A 19,516-nucleotide genomic window follows, 5' to 3' on the forward strand; every position below is an offset into this window, starting at 1 on the left:
GAACAAAATGAAACTAATCATTCTAATTATTTCATCTTTATTCATTGCTGCTTTTTCTTTATCGTGTAGCGATGATGATGGACCACTTCCTCCGGTAGTCACTCCTGAAGAAACGATTGAGGAAGTAGTTGCGTTTAAGTTTAATGAAACCTCCGGGAATAGCACCGTCGAATCGAATACCAACAATAACTACGAAATATTGGGTAACGGTATTAACCGAATGCCTGGCGTATTGGGTAATGGATTGTTTTTCGATGGCTTGTCAAGCCAGATAACTGGGACATTGTCTAGCAGTATTCTTCCTAAAAGTCAGTTTAGTTTGTCTTTATGGGTTTCACCCAAATCGTATCCTATAAGCACATCTGCTATGTTGGCACTGACTTCTGAGGGCTCGAATACTGGAGTGATGGTAGGTATAAATAAGTTTGGTCAGATAGTAGTGAACTACTTTATAAATGGAGTCTCGTATGAACATGTAACTGCCGAAAGTCTGCCAAAAAATGCATGGAGCTCTGTGATGGTAAGCATTAGTCCCAAAAACGGTTTATTGAAGATCTTTCTTGATAAAACGATTATTAAAAATACTACTATCCCGAACGGAAACATCTCATGGCCAGCAGGCAACACTTCGTTCATTATTGGGAAAAATACAAAAGGTGAGCAGATTGGCATTTATGATATTGACTATTTCTCAGGAGCCATAGATGAGTTAATGATATTTTCTGGTCAATTAACTCAAGAAATTGTAAATTCTGAATATAGTAAGTATAGCCCACCATCGCCTCCGGTATCCTATCAATTGGATATTAATTATTCTGATAACTTTTATCGGCCGATATATCACGCTCTTCCCGATTATGGATGGGCAAATGAATCTTACGGACTAATATACCATCAGAATAAATACCACATGTTCTTTCAGAAAAATGAAGTTTTTCTGGGAATCGCTCAACAAAATTGGGGGCACTTCACAAGTTCTAACCTTGTAGATTGGGATGAACAGAATGCCGTTTTATGGCCTGATGAAGGATGGGATAATTTTGGCATATGGTCAGGCTGTGCAATTATACTTAACGATGGTACTCCCGCAGTTGCATATACAGGTGTTGATGGGGTTAAGGCAGGTATCGGTACTGCAACATCCTCCGATAATTATCAGACACTTGTTAAAGATTCGTATAATCCAGTAATTCCTTTCGCACCATATCAGGTAGATATGGATTTTAGAGATCCGTATATCTGGAAAAAAGATGGTACCTACCACATGGTAGTTGGTAGTGGAATATCATCAATAGGTGGTAATCTTGTTTATTATAAAAGTGAAGATTTTAAGAATTGGAATTATGAAAGAATAGCCTTTCAGGGGCGGAAGAGTGAAGGAGAAGGAGCTTTTTGGGAAATGCCTGTTGTTTATGAATTCCCTAATGGAAAAGAAATGCTTTTAGTTCAAAAAACTCCCGATGCGACTCCGGCCATTACAACATATTGGATCGGACAATTCGAAAACGGTGTATTCACTCCTGATTTCGAAAAGGCTAAAAAATTAGAGGTTGTCAATGGATTTTTGTCACCGACGGTAACAGAGGATAAAGAAGGGTTAATAACAGCCATCGGAATTATCCCAGACGAGGTGGATGCACAATTCCAAATGGAGCAAGGATGGGCTCATTTATTCAGCGTACCTCAGGTTTGGGAATTAGATGAATCGAATACAATTGTAATTAAACCTCACCCTAATCTGGAGACCTTAAGGGGAGACCAAAAAACATTCACTGGTCTTACATTAGAAGCCACTGGAAGCAACTATCTAAATAATTATAATGAACGTCATTTTGAACTGAACGCAACTATTAATACTGGCGATGCTAATCAGGTAGGATTTATTTTCGGAAAATCTCCTGATGGTAAGGAAGAATATAAAGTATACTACGATTTTACAACACAACAGTGGGTGGTTGACGCTTCAAAATCATCACTTAGTTCATTGGTTCGAAAAGACATTAGGACTGGTTACTATCCTGTTAAACAAGGAGATGTAGTTGATGTGCGTGTTTTTATTGATGGATCGGTTTTGGAAGTATTTGTAGATAATCAATCACATTTTACAGGACGTTTTTTCCCAACACTTGCTAATGCAACCGGGGTCGACATGTTTGCCAACGGAGGAACTGCAACGGCCGATGTAACAGTTTTTAAAATTACTAACTAAAGATAATTAAAATGAAGAATGCAATGAAAAGCTTATGTTTTACATTAATGTTTTTTACTTCGCTGTTATCTTTTGCGCAACAACGCACCATTTCCGGAACAATAAAATCCGGTGATGGTGAGCCATTGCCTGGCGCTACTGTTGTCGTAAAAGGTACAACGAATGGGACAATTTCGAATTTTGATGGTAACTATCAAATTCAGGTTGGTCAAGGTGATACTTTACTAGTTACCTTTATTGGTTTCAAAGAAGTATCCGCCGTTGTAGGCTCTGAGAGTATCTATGATTTTATTTTAATAGAAGACACCGAGCAATTGGAAGAAGTGGTTGTTACGGGGTATGCAGTTGAAAAGAAATCAGACATAACGGGAGCAATTTCGATCGTGAAAACCGAAGAATTGGACATGGTTTCTACTCCTAATGTGATCTCGAAACTACAGGGTAGAGTACCGGGCTTAACCCTCACTTCTTCTGGAGTTCCCGGAGGTAACGACACCCAAATTTCTATACGTGGTTTAACTTCAGTATTTGGAGGAACTGGCCCGCTTTGGGTAATTGATGGTGTACAAACAACATCTCCGGCAGGTTTAAATCCTAATGATATTGGCAGTATTCAGGTACTTAAAGATGCGGCTTCAGCAGGTATTTACGGTACAGAAGCAGCTAGAGGTGTAATTATTGTGACAACCAAACAAGCCGAAAGCGGAAAAGCCAAAATAACATTAGACAGTAGGGTGACTCTGAATACCGTCCGTGACAATTTTAGTGTGTTAGGCTCGCAGGAATGGTTAGATGTAAGATATATTGCCCAAGGAAATGTTCCTGTTACCGCAGGTAATATAACTTATACTCCAGGTACGCCTTTACCTGAGTTTTTAGATTCAGATAATAACCTAAGGGTGTCAAATACTGACTGGATAAATGTTATTCTGAAAAATTCCATTTCCACCACTACTGACTTTGGTTATTCAAATGGTAGTGAGAGGTATAAAGTTTTTATGGGACTGGGGTATAGTAAAGACGATGGGGTGATAGAGCATACTTACTACGAACGTACAAACTTCAGGTTAAATTCCAGCGTTAATTTCTTCAATAATAGACTTACAATCGGTGAAAACCTTACAGTATCAAATTTTCAGGAAGTTAAAGGCAACTCGATGGAAGATGCCTTGTTACAAAATCCATTGATTCCAGTATATGGCGAAGATGGAACTTGGGGAGGCCCTGTTGGAGCTGGTCTTCAGGACAAATGGAATCCATTGGCAATTTTATACATTAACAGGAATAATGTACAGAAAACCTGGAGAACCTTTGGTAATATTTATGCCGACCTAACTATTGTTGAGGGATTAAAATTCAGTACGAAACTTAACTTCGATAATAATCGCTTTAAGTTTAACGAGCAGACAGAAGCCTTTAATCAGAATGGAAGTATCTTAGGAAACTTGGTGTATTTGTCTGGTGGAGAAGAGGTTGCTCGTTATTCCCGAAATAGAAATAACATGGACACCTATATCTTTACGAATCTGTTAACCTATGGTCGCGAGTTAGGTGTACATTCATTAAACGCATTTGTAGGTCACGAGGTATATCGAAAAGACCAGGATAACAGTTATTATCGTGTTCAGGTTCCTTATGGTACGGAGGTTGATTTTGAAAATATTGAAGCCTACGATATTCTTGCAGATAATAGTAATCTTGATGCTTATGGAATAGGTGCAGATAGCAGAAGAGAGTCTGTGTTTGCAAAAGCATCATACGACTTTAAAGACAAATATTACCTTTCTGCCAGTATTAGACGAGATGGCTCTTCTCGCTTTGGTCGCAATAATAGGTATGCCATTTTCCCAACAGCTTCGATTGGATGGACTATAAGTAACGAAAATTTTCTATTAAACAGTGAAATCGTAAATAACTTAAAACTCAGAGCTTCTTGGGGAGCTAATGGTAATGCCGACATTCTTGAATATGCACAATATTCTATTTACCAGCAAGCCATAGAGAATAGTAATTATGATTTAAACGGTGGTGGTAGTGGTGAAATTGATTTAGGTGTATCTCCCAATCAAGTCGGTAACCCGGATTTAAAATGGGAACAATCCTATCAAACCAATGTGGGAGTAGATGCAAGTTTATTCAACAATAGAATAAGCTTAGTATTAGATTTATACGAAAAGAAAACCTCTGATTTATTATTACAGGTCATTCAGCCTTCTGTATTGGGAGAGGCCGGCAAAACTTTATTTTTTAATGCAGGTGATATGACCAATAAGGGGATCGATGTGGTACTAGGCTATAGGTCCTCTCCACAAAAAGCATTTACTTTTGGAGCCGATCTCACATTCTCTGCTTATGAAAATGAAGTAACAGATCTAAGCAGCTCAGATAATTTCATTTTAGAAGGGGTGTCTTATACAGGAGTTGGACATCCAATTGGTTCCTATTTTGGGTATATCGCCGATGGTTTATTCAGGACTCCGGAAGAAGTGGCTGTACATGCAGTACAACCTGGAAAAGCTTTAGGAAACATCAGGTACCGAGACCTTAATGGAGATGGAGTGATTAACCAGGATGATAGAACAATTATAGGAAATCCACATCCCGATTTTATTTACGGAATAAATCTATATGCAGGTTATAGGAGCTGGGAATTTAATGTGTTTTTTGATGGAAGACAGGGTAATGACATGTATAATGCTCAACGCGAAATGCTTGACTTTACATACTTTGGTTTTAATCATGGAAGAAACACTTTAGATGCCTGGGCTGTCGATAATGCTAATTCTCTTATTCCTGGATTAAGTACCTCAGATGTAAACGATCAAAAAAGAGCTTCTACATATTTTGTTGAAGATGGTTCTTATTTTAGGCTAAAGAGTGTCAATATTGGGTATAACTTTTCAACTAAAACAGACAGCTTTTTTAAGAAATTGGGACTTGATGCTGGTAAATTCTATGTACAGGCAGAAAACCTGATGACCATAACTTCTTTTACAGGGTTTGACTACGAAGTGCCTGGGCTTAGCAGGACAGGCATTGGTATTGCAGGAATGGGTGTGTACCCACACACTAAAACGTATAGTTTCGGACTTAACCTACAATTTTAAAAAGATGAAAAAATTACTATTAATAATATTTGTAGCATTATTGCTTGTTTCATGTCAGGAAGACTTTCTGGATGTTGCGCCGGAAAATGTAGTTTCTGAGGAAAATTTGGATCCTGAACAACTTGTTGTAAGTGCCTATAGTGGATTAGACTATAGATTTAACACCGGTGAATTTAGAGATAATTGGCCCTTTGACCATGCTCCATCTAATTGGTGTTTCTCCGATATTAGAAGTGGAGATGCTTATAAAGGAGGAGGCGGTGTTGGTGATAATCCTGGAGGCGGAATGCATGCTCTGGAAATTCATCAAGTATTTCCCTCTTCAGAAAATGTTTACAATTTATGGCGAGCCTTGTATTTTGCAATATTCAGGGTGAATAGCGCAATAGTAGTACTCAATAACACATCTGATTTTTCCCAAAAAGAATTAAGGATTGCGGAATTGAAAGTTCTGAGAGCCCATTTCTATTTCGAACTAATGAAAAATTTTGGCTCTTTTGCTTACATAGATGAAAACACACCAGTTGAAGATGTTACCAGTATTGAAAACTCTTTTGATTCATCATTTTTATGGGGTAAAATTGAAGAGGACTTAAATACTGCTATTTCAGTATTACCAGAGACTCAAGAAGACTTAGGTAGAGTAAACAAACTGGTTGCCTATGCATATTTGGCAAAGGCTAAATTATTTCAAGGACAATGGAGTGAGGTAATAACCTATGCGGATAAAGTTATAGCCGGACCATACAGGTTGGTTAATGACCTTGAAAAACTTTACTCAACGCCTGGTTATGGCAATGATGAAAATGTATTCGCTATTCAGTACTCTGTAAACGATGGATCGGAATTCGGGAACTTAAATTTTGGAGATTTAATAAATTCTCCTGATTCTCCGGCTGATGATCCCAATCACCCATATTTAAATGGAGACGATTTTCATAAACCTTCACAAAACATAGTGAACGCATTTAAGGTAAATTCGAGTGGGCTACCGTTATTAGATTCGTATAATAACTCTGATTTGGAGTACGACGATACTTCAACTCCAGTAGATCCAAGACTGGACCACTCAATAGGTAGACCAGGAATAACATGGAAGCATTGGGAAAACATGCCCATGCGAGTTAACTGGAACAGGGATGTGCCAACTTACGGCTATTATGTAGTAAAAAAATATCAAATAGATCCTTACTCTGATTTAAGGGCATCAGGAGGTTTCCCTTGGGCAAAAGGAGCTTTGGATTTTCCAATAATTAAATTTAGCGATGTACTATTGTGGAAAGCCGAAGCAGCAATAGAATTAAGTGACGTGGCTACAGGAATGAGTATTATTAATCAAATTCGTACCAGGGCAAAAAATACACCCCGTGTGTATGACTTTAACAGTCCCTCGCAAGATGCAGCCACTTATTCTATAGAACTGTATCCTACAGAAGTAACACAAGATTATGCAAGAAAAGCTTTACGATTAGAAAGACGTTTAGAGTTGCATAATGAAGGCCATCATTTTTATGATTTGGTTAGGTGGGGTATTGCCGAGAGTTGGATCAATAACTACATGTTTAAAGAGAGTACTAAAAGAAGTTATTATGCAGGAGCATCATTTACTTCGGGAAGAGATGAATACCTTCCAATTCCACAAATTGAAATTGATGCATCAGGTGGTGTTTACCAACAACGTTCAGGATATTAATCCATGAATTAGACAAAATAATTAACCTATTTATGAATATTAAAAAGAAACGATAAAATGAAAAATTCAATTAAAAATATATACAGATGGATTCCTGTTCTTTTTTTCGGAATCACTTTAGCCATATTCACAAACTGTGAAGATGACATTAAATTTGAAGATATGGTGCCTGACTATACTCATTCGATAATGAGGTCTTTCTCGGCTAATGGACAAAAGGCAACTATTGATCATACTAATGGTGTGGTAAATCTAATTTTACCTGCTGGAGCAGATGTCAGTTCTGTTTCCGTTGATATGACACTTCCAGAAGGAGCAACAATAGAACCTGAATCAGGAAGTACACTTGATTTTTCTTCCGGCCCGGTAATTTTCACAGTTACCAATAACGAGGTGAGCAGAGAATATACAGTTACCATCGCTGCCTATGGAGATCCGATGATTATGACTTTTGCCATTGGTGAAAATGTAGGTGTAATTGACCAGGTAAATGGGACAATTAACGTTACGATTGGAAGTGAGGAAGATATTAAAGCATTAACACCTCAGTATACTATACCTGGAGGGACTACTGCGTCTCCACAATCTGGAGTAATAAATGATTTTACAGCCCCTGTTAAATATACCGTTTTATCTGACGACGGATTTACCGGGAAATCATATATTGTTACTGTAACACAACTGGCAGCTCCTGTAATTGATGTTTTTGCTACATCTGAAGATGTTTGTGCAGTAACAGGAGTTATTGATAATGATGCATCGACAATTAACATTATTCTACCTGCCGGATCAGATTTGTCTTCTGTTTCGCCTGTAATTACATTAAACGATGAATTAACAGTATCTCCAACTTCAGGTGAGGCTCAGGATTTTAGTCAGGGGCCGGTAACTTATATTGTTACAAATTTAGAAGGTTTAACCGCAGAATACCAAGTTACAATATCATCGCAGGAATCTACCAACAAAGTGGTCTTTTTAGGAGAAGCTGATTGTATAAATACCCTTGAAGATGACGATGCAAAAGCAGCAGCAGAATATTTGAAAGCTCAATATCCGGATGACTTTGCATACATTAAAATTGCCAACATAACAGAAGAGGCCTTGGCGAATACGAATGTTGCCATGTTATATTACCTGACTCCGCTTACAAATGGGACACAGTATTTTGCTACTTCAGATAATGTGATGACATTATTGCCAGCTGAATTGCAGCCAGGAGCGGCTCAGGCAGGTGCTTTAACAAGTTGGGTAAAAGGTGGTGGAAACTTATTCCTTGCTGGTGACCCAACATCATTTATTCATGTTTTAGGTCGTATGCCGGCAGATTATAATGCCGATAGAGGTTTAGGAAATTACAGATATACCGAGTTTGGCTGTGCCGATGCTGGTGGTTGCGTAGATTACGACAAACCGGTAGATGATATTTGGGGATTAGGTGTAAGAGATGCTAACAATTCAGGCGATAGAAGGGGACATCCGATATTTAATGGATTGACATTTGAAGGGGATGGAGAACTTTATCTAAACAATGCCGGTACCCGGGAAGCAAGATTAATTTGGTGGCAGCACATGGATGGTATTTTAACTCCCGGATGTTGTGGACAAGATGCGGCTTTAGTGTTTGAACAATCTGTTAATGCCGTTAAATTGGGAACACTACGTTGGATTGGAGATGGTTTTGGCTACGGTGCAGTAGAGTTTCTACCCACAAACGGAGCAGTTGAACCAAACTTCGACTCGAACATCTCAACAGATTTCGCGGGCAAGGTAATTACACTTGAAAATACAATTATTGGTTACGAGTTTGGCTCAAATGACGGAAGACCTAATGATTATCAAGGCAATATTGAGATGCTTACTTCGAACATTATTGATTATTTAAATAATTAAAGTTCAATAAAATGAAGAGAATAGTCTATATAAATATAGTAGCGATTGTAACCCTGTTACTAGGGTTGCAATCCTGCAACGAGAGGGAAAACTATATGGATGGCCCATCGGTTCTCGATATAGTTGAAGATGTTACAATCAATAGTAAAAGTGCTGAAATTGACCATTTGTCCGGCACCATAAATATCAGTTTGGCAGGTGGTACCGATTTAAGTTCTGTGGTTTTTGAGGCAACTGTGCCCGATGGAGTCACTGTAACACCCGCAAGCGGCTCAAGTCTTGATTTAAATAGTCCTACTCAGGTTGTTGTAAGTAACGGGTTTTCAGAAAGAACCTATATGGTTCATGCAACGTTGCTGCCCTCGAAAGTAGCTTTTTTGGGTGACGGTACAACTATTGTAGAAATAGCCGATGATGATGTGAAAGCTGCAGCCCAGTGGACAGAAGCAACTTATGGAACTGACTTTATTTACATTTCTTTCGATGAATTATCGGATGAAGCACTGAATGGAGTTAATGTTATAGTATATGTTTACGACAATGTAGGAACTTCAGACCAACCGGCAGCCTTATTAGAAAAACTGAATGTGCTTTCTAAGTTTTATGTACAAGGTGGTAAAATTGTAGCCGGATTGTTGGGGACAGGCCTTGTTGAAGAGTTAGGACGTGACAATTCCGGTTTAAGAAATATAATTGGAACAGGAGAAGGAGGCAATAATCCGGATACTTGGGGAGTTGGTTTTACCGGTTCTGAGGTCGCTAATATTATTTCTGCTGGTTTAGACTTCTATGCGCCAAATATGGCTTACGTAATCGACGCCGGATATAAAGAAGACCATAATGCTTTGTGGAATTTAGGCTCTATTACCAACGCGCCATATACCACCTTTAATTCGCTTTATGGCGCCGAACCGATTGCTGCATGGGATTGGGCTGTTGGCGGACAGGGTTTTGCAGGTATTATTGTCTGGAACCCATTTGATAGGTTCGAAGGTTATATTATTACAATTGGAATTGGTGGTATGGAATGGAATATGAACGATGGTCGCGACAATCCGTATTTAAGCAATGTGCATAAGATATATAAGAATAGTATTGATTATTTATTGAACAAATAAAATTCATTTTATCTGAATTGAAACATAAAGAGGCTGTTTAAGCAGTTTATTTAGGCAGCCTCTTTTTATGCCTACAATTTTTAACAACATTTCCAACTCAAATCTGGTAAAATGAAACTGAAATACATACCAATATTAATTGTATTTACTTTCTCCTTTTTAATTGCTTGCACCAAACGGCAAAAGTACAACGTCAATTGGTCATTTGAAGAGGATACGAAGAACGAAACTTTAAAGGCGGTTCAATCTTTGAAAGAAAACCTTGAATTAGTGCCTGGAATTTTGGGAAATGGTTTGCGAACGGATGGATATTCCACGTTTTTACAAACAAAACTTCCTGAGAACGTATCAAATATCTCAGTAGAAGCCTGGTTTGCGCTGGAAACTTACCCGACGGATACCGCTGGATTTTTCTCATTTCAACAAGATGCCAACAATTGGATAGCTGCTAATATCAATCAATTTGGAGAATTAATGCTCTCGGTTTGTGTTGCTGGAAAAACAGAATGGTATCCGACAAGTGTGCAACTTCAGAAATTTGAATGGTTCAACCTGGCACTTGGTATTTCCGAAAGCAAAGCTGCTCTATTTGTAAATGGTGAAACTATTCTTAGCACCCCGGTTACCGCTTCTCAAATGGTATATTCGTCCTTATTTATTGGACGTGATTCACGTGAAAGCAAAATTCATATTTTCCCGATTAACTATATTAACGGGATAATTGATGAAGTAAAAGTTTGGTTCAAGCCATTAACAGAAAACGATTTTGATAGACAAGAAATTAAGGAATTCGCTCAACATAAACCAGATTTATCTATACCCTCAATTCGTTTTGAAAGTGATTTTAATCGTCCGAAATACCATGTTTTGCCGGCAGCGAACTGGACAAACGAAACACACGGGTTAATTTATTACAACGGAAAATATCACATTTTCAATCAAAAGAACGGTACGAATGTCTATTTGGGAAGAATAAACTGGGGACATTATAGTAGTTCGGATTTGGTTCAGTGGACCGAACACCGTCCGGTATTAACTCCCGAAAAAGGTTATGACCAATACGGAATCTGGTCGGGGCATGTAGTTATAGATGATAATGGCAAGCCAGCAATAATGTATACCGGAGGTGATGGTAAAGAATTCGGAATGTGCTTGGCAACTCCTAAAGATGAAAGTTTAATTGTCTGGGAGAAATATAAGAATAATCCTCTTGTTCAGGGACCTCCCGAAAACTTTTCACGAATCGACTTTCGCGATCCCTATTTATGGAAAGAGGGGGGCAACTGGTACATGATAATTGGTTTTGGGTTGGTTGAAGGTGAGGAAGAGAAAGGTACCGTGTTGCTCTACAAATCATCTGATATGAAGACCTGGGAATATTTGCACCCGTTATTTAAAGGAAATCGCTCCGTTGATGATACCGGTATATTTTGGGAAATGCCTGTGTTTTGGAAAATAAATGGAAAATACATCCTTTTGGTGAATCCAACTCCTCATGACGGAAAACCTGCAGTTGCTGTTTATTGGACTGGTGATTTTGTCGATGAAAAATTTATTCCCGACCATAAAATACCGAAGCGCCTGGAAGTAATCAATCGAATGTTATCCCCATCCGTAACTTTTGACGAAAATGGACAAACAACAGCTATTGCAATTATACCTGATTTGATTCCGGCAGAAATGCAGATGCAGCAAGGCTGGACCCACCTTTACAGCATGCCACGCACGTGGGACTTGGTTGATGGGTACATCTATCAGCAGCCACATCCGGCACTGAAATCTCTTCGTACTAATGAAGAAAGCATTGCTGAAAAGGAAATCAAAGCGGGTGAAAAGCTGCTTCTTTCTGACGGTAAACAGCAATTGGAAATTATGGCCAAAGTGATTTCGAAAGACTGTGAAAAGTTCGGATTCAACATTGGTAAAAACAAAGAAAACGGGGAAGAAACCCGAATATACTTCGACCTTAAAACCGACGAAATGGTTGTTGATCTAACGAGATCAAGCCAAAACGAGTTGGTTGAAAAGAAAATTGAAAAAGGGCAATATGAAATTAACTCAGATGAAGAGATAGAGATTCAACTTTTTATTGATGGCTCAGTAGTAGAAGGATTCATTAATGGAAAAGATGGTTTTACAACCCGTATTTTTCCAAAATATGAGAATAGCAATCAAGTTGAGTTTTTTGCAGAGGGTGGAACTGTTCTAATTGAAGAACTAAAAGTCTGGGAACTAAGAAGCAGTAATAATCAAACAGACTTTTTACTGAAATAATTCAATAATTTTTACCGAATTGCCACTTAAATAGATAATTGAACGAGAATAAATATTTCAAGAAATATATAATGAAGACAATACTAATTCTTTTTACAGCAGTGCTAATATTTGGTTGCACTACCAAAACAAATAATCCAGAGGTAATCATTGAAGCTAACAATTATTATTCTGAAAACTATCGTCCACAATTTCATTTCACACCAGAAGAAAAATGGATGAACGATCCCAATGGGATGTTTTATTATGAGGGCGAATATCATTTGTTTTATCAGTATTATCCGGATTCAACGGTTTGGGGACCGATGCATTGGGGACACGCAGTAAGTACTGATCTTATTCACTGGAAACATTTACCGGTTGCATTGGCACCTGATGAGAATGGATACATATTTTCAGGAAGTGCCGTAGTTGATTGGGAAAACACTTCAGGTTTGGGAGAAGATGGACTACCTCCATTGATTGCAATTTTCACTTATCACAACCCTGTTTTAGAGAAAGAGGGAAAAATAGATTTTCAAACACAAGGAATTGCATATAGTAACGACAAAGGCCGTACCTGGACAAAATACGGTGAGCCTGTTTTAAAAAATCCTGGCATCCGCGATTTTCGTGACCCAAAGGTGATGTGGTACGAAGAATCCAAAGAATGGATTATGACACTGGCCGTAAAAGACCATATTGAATTTTATTCGTCACCTAACTTAATCGATTGGCAAAAGGAAGGTGATTTTGGAATAGATTTAGGTGCACATGGTGGCGTATGGGAGTGTCCTGACTTATTTGAGATGGAACTTGAGGGAAGCGATGAAAAACAATGGGTACTTTTGGTTAGTATTAATCCTGGTGGACCAAATGGTGGTTCTGCAACACAATATTTTGTGGGCGACTTTGATGGCAATACATTTACTACAGAACAGTCTGACACAAAATGGCTGGATTACGGGAGGGACAATTACGCTGGTGTTACCTGGAGCGATATCCCAAAAGAAGATGGACGTCGACTATTTATCGGCTGGATGAGCAACTGGAGTTACGCTACTGTTGTGCCAACAGAAAAATGGCGCAGCGCAAATACAATACCGCGGGAGTTGGTTTTGGAAATTTACAATGACGAATATATTTTGGCTTCAAATCCTGTAGATGAGTTAAAAGAAATTCGCGGTGAGAAAATTGAGCTGTCAGAGCAAGTTGTTTCCAGTTCGGTTGAACTTGAAATGCCAAAAATTGAACTCATGTGCTCCGAAATGAAACTGAATTTTAACTTAAAGCCGGATTCAGGGGATAATGCGCCAGAAGAGTTTGGTATTGTTTTAAAAAATGACAAAGGTGAGTATTTTAAAATTGGATATTACCACACTGAGAATAAATTTTACACTGATCGTTCAGAAGGAGGTATTTGTTCATTCTCCGATAATTTTGCAGGACTTCATACAGCGGATTATAAAGCCGGTGAAACCATGAACATTCATCTATTTGTTGATAAAGCCTCTGTGGAGGTGTTTGTCGATGGAGGAAAGTTAGTTTTTACCGACATTGTTTTCCCAAAAGAATCATACGATAAGATAGAATTGTTCTCAACAAATGGAAGTGTTAAGCTCTTTGAATCAGAAGTTTGGAGTTTAAAATCTGTTTGGTAAGTATAGTTTGAAGTTTGGTAGGCAAAGGCCCGGTGCATGCATCGGGCTATTTTTTTGCATAGTCGGATGGAGAAATCCCAAATTGTTTCTTAAAACACTGTGCGAAGTAGGAAGGAGATGAAAATCCAACTTCATGAGCAATTTCTGCCATACTTTTTCCGCTCGTCTTAATCAGTTCAAGGGATTCTTTCAGCTTCACTAAACGGACATATTCGCTTCCCGACATTCCGGTTAGTTTTTTTACTTTTCTGTACATTTGTACTCTTGATAGACCTGCCAAATCACTCAGCTCTTCTACCGTAAACTCTTCTTTTTGAATATTATCCTTCACTATCTTGGATATTTTATCTAGAAAGTTTTTATCCAATCTTGAAATATTATTTTGTTCATCTTCAATAATATACTGGCTTTTGTAACGTTCGTGAATTTTTTTACGCAGGTCAAGCAATTTTCTAATCCTGATTTGTAGATGCTCTTTGCTAAAAGGTTTGGGAATATAAGAATCCGCTCCTTCTTCAAGGCCCTCCAACCTTTGTTCAAGTGAAGACTTTGCCGTTAACAGGATGATTGGAATATGGCAGGTTTTCAGATCATTTTTAAGTTGATGGGTTAATTCCAAACCGTCCATCTCTGGCATCATTATATCGCTCACAATTAGATCTGGTTCTTCTTCTTCAATCATTTTTAAGGCAATTTTTCCATTTTGGGCTTCAAAAACGTCGTATGTATCCTGTAGACATTCTTTCACATATGACCGTACGTCATTGTCATCTTCAACAAGCAGAACAACTGGTTTTGGTATGGAGTCCGGTGTTTTGATTGTTGCCCCTTTATCATTGTCCACATTCTGCTTGGTATTACTATAACCCAGCAGATCTTGCACCAACGGTTTTTGACCTTCATCCTTTATTTTTTCTTCCTGGGTTAAATGTGCATCTCCCAATGGAAGTTTTACTATAAATGTTGTTTTTTTACTTTCAATGCTCTCAACAGTTATTCTACCGCGGTGCATCTCAACAAATTCCTTTGATAAAGCCAGTCCCAGTCCTGTCCCTTTCAAATTGTCTGTTTTGTCAACCTGATAAAAACGGTCAAAAATATGATTGATATGTTTTTGTGAGATTCCTTTTCCGTTATCCGTGACTTCAATTATCAGTTGTTCTTCCCACAAAGATTTTACAGTGAGTAGTTCTTTTCGAAGTTTAATTCTAATAGTGCCACCCGTTGGTGTAAATTTAAATGCATTGGAAAGAAGATTAAATACAACTTTGTCTAGTTTGTCCCAATCAAACCAGGCTTTGAGTTGCGATAAATTGGTGTCGAAAATCAAATTAATCTGTCTATTCTCGGCAAGCGACAAAAATGATTCATGAATATCGCTAAGAAATTTAACCACATCATAATGACCTGCCTGAAGCTTCATTTTTGAATTTTCTATTTTTCGGAAGTCCATGAGCTGGTTGATCAACTGGAGTAACCTCAGTGAGTTCTTATGCATCAGGCTAACTCGTTTATAAATATTATCCGGTAAATCAGATGTCTTTAAAAGATCCTCAAGAGGGCCGACAATCAGAGTGAGAGGTGTTCTGAATTCGTGAGAAATATTTGTAAAAAACTTCAGTTTTTCTTGCGTAATCTTCTCTACTTTATCTGATAGCTTTTTTAATTCTTTCTTTTGCTTTTTGAGATGAATGTTAGCATCCTTTAATTTATAAAATGATCGAACGAGCAAGAACATTAAAAGGATAACAAGCACGAAAGTGCCTGTAACTAGATATAACATGAACTGTTGAAACTTAAACTTTTCACCCAGATTCAGTAGCATATCCTTAGATTTGGAAATATCGGTTTGAAGTGAGTTGATTTTATCAAATTGTTTCCTGATTATGTCAACATTTGAGCGGTCTACAAGTGTCGTACTTAGTAGATTTTCTTTTTCGAACACCTCATTGTGCAGAATTTTTGACGCAATCTCAATCGCTTCTTTTCCTCCAGTTGGGTAAATTAGAGTGGCAGAGAGAATTCCTTTTTCAACCATTTCTATTCCTCCTCCTGCATTAGGTAATCCGTCGATTCCAATTATTAAAATATGATCTTCGTTTATCGATTGATCAATAACATTCCTGGCCATTACCGCATAATCATCATTGAATGCAAAGATTGCATCAACATCGATGTCTCTTTTGATGATCTCAGATAAACTGTCAGTCACAACTTCAAGTGTCTCAGTTGTATTAATCCTCATAATATTTTGAAGTAGAGGAAAATTCTCCAGAGTTTCATTAAAACCACGGGTTCGCTCAATAGCTGGTGAAGAAGTTAAACCTCCCATAATTTCTACAATATTACCCTTGTTGTTAAGCCTATTGGCGATGTAACTTGCAGCAACTTTCCCAATCATGTAGTTATCACCACCTACGTATGCCGTATAATTATCTGAATTGATTCTTCTATCAACCAATACTACCGGTATACCTTTTTTAAATACCGCATCGATAACCGGTTGTACGGGATCAATTTGATAGGGAGATACAATTAACAAGTCGATACCCATTTCAACCAATTCGTGAATCTGTTGCACCTGTAGGTTGGCATCGTCATAGGACTGTTTTATGATCAAGGATAAATCATCATGAAACATTATTTCACGCTCCATTTCAGCTTCCATATTTAGTCGCCAATCTCCATGTTGGGCACACTGAGAAAAACCTATTAGGTATTTATCTTTGGCGAATCCATATTCTGAAATGAAAAGAAGGAGTAGAATCGTTGATATTTGTTTTAAAAAAAAACTCATTCCTAATATTTGAAAAGCCTGACTAAAATAGAATAAATTTGCTTAACGTTATTACCAAACCAAATAAATCGAATGCTAGTCCCATTCTTATTCTGGGGGACTCGTTAACATTATTATCAATAAATAAATTAACGGTTTGAAAATTTGATTCATATTGATAAGAAAGTGTGAGAAGCTGTGAGTGATTATAAAAATTTCTAAATGAATCTCGTTCATTTTGCATAAATATAATGCTTAAATCTAAATTCGAGGATAATAATTGTTCGCTCTTTATAGTTGGAGCAATGGAATAAGATACCTCTTACACAATTGTTACATTTACTTGTAAAAATGTTTCAGGGTTGTTGCTTGGAGTCGTAGTTACTGAAGTGTTGAAACATCATTGCTTGTATTTGTAACATTCATTAATGCCTTCAAATTGGCGTCCCGCTACTTTTGGTTCAGAGTTTTAAACCAATAATTCTGAATCGAAATGAAACAACAGAACGTTTTAACCGTCGCCTTGATCATTGCTTTAGGCGGATTTCTTTTTGGCTACGATATTGCCATGATGTCGGGGACGACAACACAACTTGAAGAGCTATATAATTTAAATAGTTTTTGGTTAGGTTTTACCATAGCAATAGCTATTGTAGGTACTATAATTGGTACTATAATAATAGGGAAACCAGCTGAAAAGTTTGGCCGACGCAAATCTTTAATCATTTTATCAGGTATCTTTTTTATTTCAGCTTTAGGAAGTGCTTTTTCAATAGGCTGGGGTATGTTGCTATTTTTTAGATTGGTGACAGGCATAATGCTAGGTTGTATTTCAGTGGTTACACCCATGTTTATTGCCGAAATTTCACCGGCAAAAAAACGTGGGCAATTAGTGTTACTCAATCAGTTTTTTGTTGTAACTGCTATTTTCCTGGCATTTGCAGTTAATTATTTTTTGGTCAGCACCATTGATCTCGATTCCTGGCGTTGGATGATTGGAATTGAGGCAATTCCTGCCCTTTCATTCTTTTTATTGTTGAATCTGGTTCCTGAGAGTCCGAGATGGTTAATTAACCATGGACGATATGAAGAGGCTTTGTCCACTTTTGAACGTATCAAAGCTGAGGATCCGGAAGAGGAAGTCAGGATTGTGAAAGAATCAGTTAAGCAGGAAGAAGCTATCGGTCACGCTAAACTGTTTGTAAAAGAAAACCGTTTCCCGGTGATGATTGCAATAATGATTGCTGCTTTCAACCAATTAGCCGGTATTAATGCCATAATGATTTATGCCCCGCGTGTTTTTGAAATGGCAGGGTTCGAAACCGATATCTCTTTACTCCAATCCATCTCGGTAGGTGCAACAAATCTGCTTTTCACCTTTGTAGCTCTTTTTCTTATCGATAAATACGGACGGCGCACATTGTTAATGGTTGGTTCAGTTGGTATGGTATTTTTTCTTGGAATGCTTTCAAAATCTTTCTTTACCGAAAATTACTCCGATCTGGGAGGCTACGGGGTAATGATTTACCTGATGGGCTTTATCGCGTTTTTTGCGTTCTCGCAAGGAGCTGTTCTTTGGGTAGTTATTTCAGAAATATTTCCCAACAAAGTGCGTTCGCAGGGACAGGCACTCGGAAGTTTTACCCATTGGATTTTTGCTGCTGCACTTATATGGGGATTTCCGGTTTTAAACAATGCAGTTGGTGGCGGAGTCTCCTTTGGTTTTTTCGCGATCATGATGGTATTCCATTTCTTTTTTGCATGGAAAGTTCTTCCTGAAACCAAGGGGAAATCGCTGGAGGAAATTCAGCTTGAGATGAAAAGAAAATAACACTCATCATATAACATCAAAAGAAACTAATCATGGAAATTAAAAACAAGGAAATATTGTGCATTGGGGAAGTGCTTTGGGACAGGTTGCCTTCGGGAGCAAAACCGGGAGGAGCGCCAATGAACGTGGCGCTTCACCTGAATGCTATCGGCATGGATGCTACCATTGCCAGTAGCATAGGGAATGACGATGAAGGCAATAAACTAAAAGCCTTTTTGAATAGGTCGGGGCTCGATACCAGTTATATCCAAACGGAAGATTTTTTGCCAACAAGTGAAGTTATTGTTCAACTTGATGAAAACAATAATGCAACCTACGAAATATGTGAACCAGTAGCGTGGGATAACATTCGATTGACAAAAGAATTAATGGATAAAGCAAAAAAGTCCGGTCTGCTGATTTATGGTACGCTTGCTTCTCGAAATCCTATCTCGCGGGAATCTATCATGTTTTTATTAGACTATAGTGGAGTAAAGCTCGTGGACGTCAATTTTCGAAAGCCTTACGACTCGCAAAAGGTAGTTGAAGAGCTTTTGATGAAAGCTGATATTGTGAAGATGAATGAAGACGAACTAGTCGTTTTTGCAAACTGGTACAATAAACATAAATATGACGAGAAAAGCCTGATTAAATGGTTTGCTTCACAATACAACATAAAAATGGTTTGTATTACAAAAGGTGAAGACGGAGTCATTTTGTACTGCGAAGGTGAATTTTATGAGCATCCGGGCTTCAAGGTAAATGCAGTTGATACAGTTGGGGCCGGCGATGCATTTCTGGCTGGATTAATTTCTTCGCTTATAAATGGTAAATCCCCTGATGAAGCCTTGGCATTTGCATGCGCAACCGGTGCCTTTGTGGCAACAAAAACGGGAGCGACCCCTAATTACGATATGAAAGAAATCAATTCGATACTATCTGAAATTAAAGTGTAAGTGAGAAATAAATAATACTAAAACTAAGTAATCTTATTTAATT

Annotated in this window: 10 protein-coding genes; 9 read left to right on the forward strand and 1 reads right to left on the reverse strand. The window is 38.0% G+C overall.

All coding sequences use genetic code 11. The annotated features are described in order from the left end of the window. Window positions 1–7: 7 nt before the first annotated feature. The 7 genes from LH29_RS08695 to LH29_RS08725 all read left to right on the forward strand — a co-directional run bounded on the left by LH29_RS08695 (window position 8) and on the right by LH29_RS08725 (window position 13,931). Window positions 8–2,209 carry a GH32 C-terminal domain-containing protein gene (locus LH29_RS08695; protein WP_045027801.1) on the forward strand — a complete coding sequence of 734 codons (2,202 nt, stop codon included), beginning with the start codon at window positions 8–10 and terminating at the stop codon, window positions 2,207–2,209. Between the two features lie 11 nt (window positions 2,210–2,220). Further along, complete coding sequence (locus LH29_RS08700; RefSeq protein WP_045027802.1) at window positions 2,221–5,316, forward strand: SusC/RagA family TonB-linked outer membrane protein; 3,096 nt, start codon at window positions 2,221–2,223, stop codon at window positions 5,314–5,316. A gap of 4 nt (window positions 5,317–5,320) precedes the next feature. Further along, window positions 5,321–7,009, forward strand: coding sequence for a RagB/SusD family nutrient uptake outer membrane protein (locus LH29_RS08705; protein ID WP_045027803.1), 1,689 nt, complete (start codon window positions 5,321–5,323; stop codon window positions 7,007–7,009). 57 nt (window positions 7,010–7,066) lie between these two features. Then, complete coding sequence (locus LH29_RS08710) at window positions 7,067–8,899, forward strand: DUF4960 domain-containing protein (protein ID WP_045027805.1); 1,833 nt, start codon at window positions 7,067–7,069, stop codon at window positions 8,897–8,899. Between the two features lie 11 nt (window positions 8,900–8,910). Beyond that, entirely contained in the window at window positions 8,911–10,017 is a 1,107-nt protein-coding gene (locus tag LH29_RS08715; RefSeq protein ID WP_082063500.1) for a DUF4960 domain-containing protein, read from the forward strand. 111 nt (window positions 10,018–10,128) lie between these two features. Then, complete coding sequence (locus tag LH29_RS08720; RefSeq protein WP_052670702.1) at window positions 10,129–12,291, forward strand: GH32 C-terminal domain-containing protein; 2,163 nt, start codon at window positions 10,129–10,131, stop codon at window positions 12,289–12,291. Between the two features lie 71 nt (window positions 12,292–12,362). After that, window positions 12,363–13,931 (forward strand): glycoside hydrolase family 32 protein, encoded by a 1,569-nt coding sequence (locus LH29_RS08725; RefSeq protein WP_052670703.1) that lies wholly within the window; start codon window positions 12,363–12,365, stop codon window positions 13,929–13,931. Window positions 13,932–13,977: 46 nt separating this feature from the next. Here the strand turns inward: LH29_RS08725 and LH29_RS08730 are convergent, their stop codons facing one another. Beyond that, a complete protein-coding gene (locus tag LH29_RS08730) occupies window positions 13,978–16,728 on the reverse strand; it encodes a substrate-binding domain-containing protein (RefSeq protein WP_045027809.1) in 2,751 nt (916 codons plus the stop codon). 472 nt (window positions 16,729–17,200) lie between these two features. On the opposite strand from LH29_RS08730, the gene LH29_RS08735 reads away from it, so the two are divergent. After that, window positions 17,201–18,538 carry a sugar porter family MFS transporter gene (locus tag LH29_RS08735; protein ID WP_045027811.1) on the forward strand — a complete coding sequence of 446 codons (1,338 nt, stop codon included), beginning with the start codon at window positions 17,201–17,203 and terminating at the stop codon, window positions 18,536–18,538. A gap of 32 nt (window positions 18,539–18,570) precedes the next feature. After that, complete coding sequence (locus LH29_RS08740) at window positions 18,571–19,473, forward strand: carbohydrate kinase family protein (RefSeq protein ID WP_045027814.1); 903 nt, start codon at window positions 18,571–18,573, stop codon at window positions 19,471–19,473. Window positions 19,474–19,516 lie beyond the last annotated feature (43 nt).

Origin of the sequence: Draconibacterium sediminis, assembly GCF_000949475.1 — a bacterium.
Classification (GTDB): Bacteria; Bacteroidota; Bacteroidia; order Bacteroidales; family Prolixibacteraceae; genus Draconibacterium; species Draconibacterium sediminis.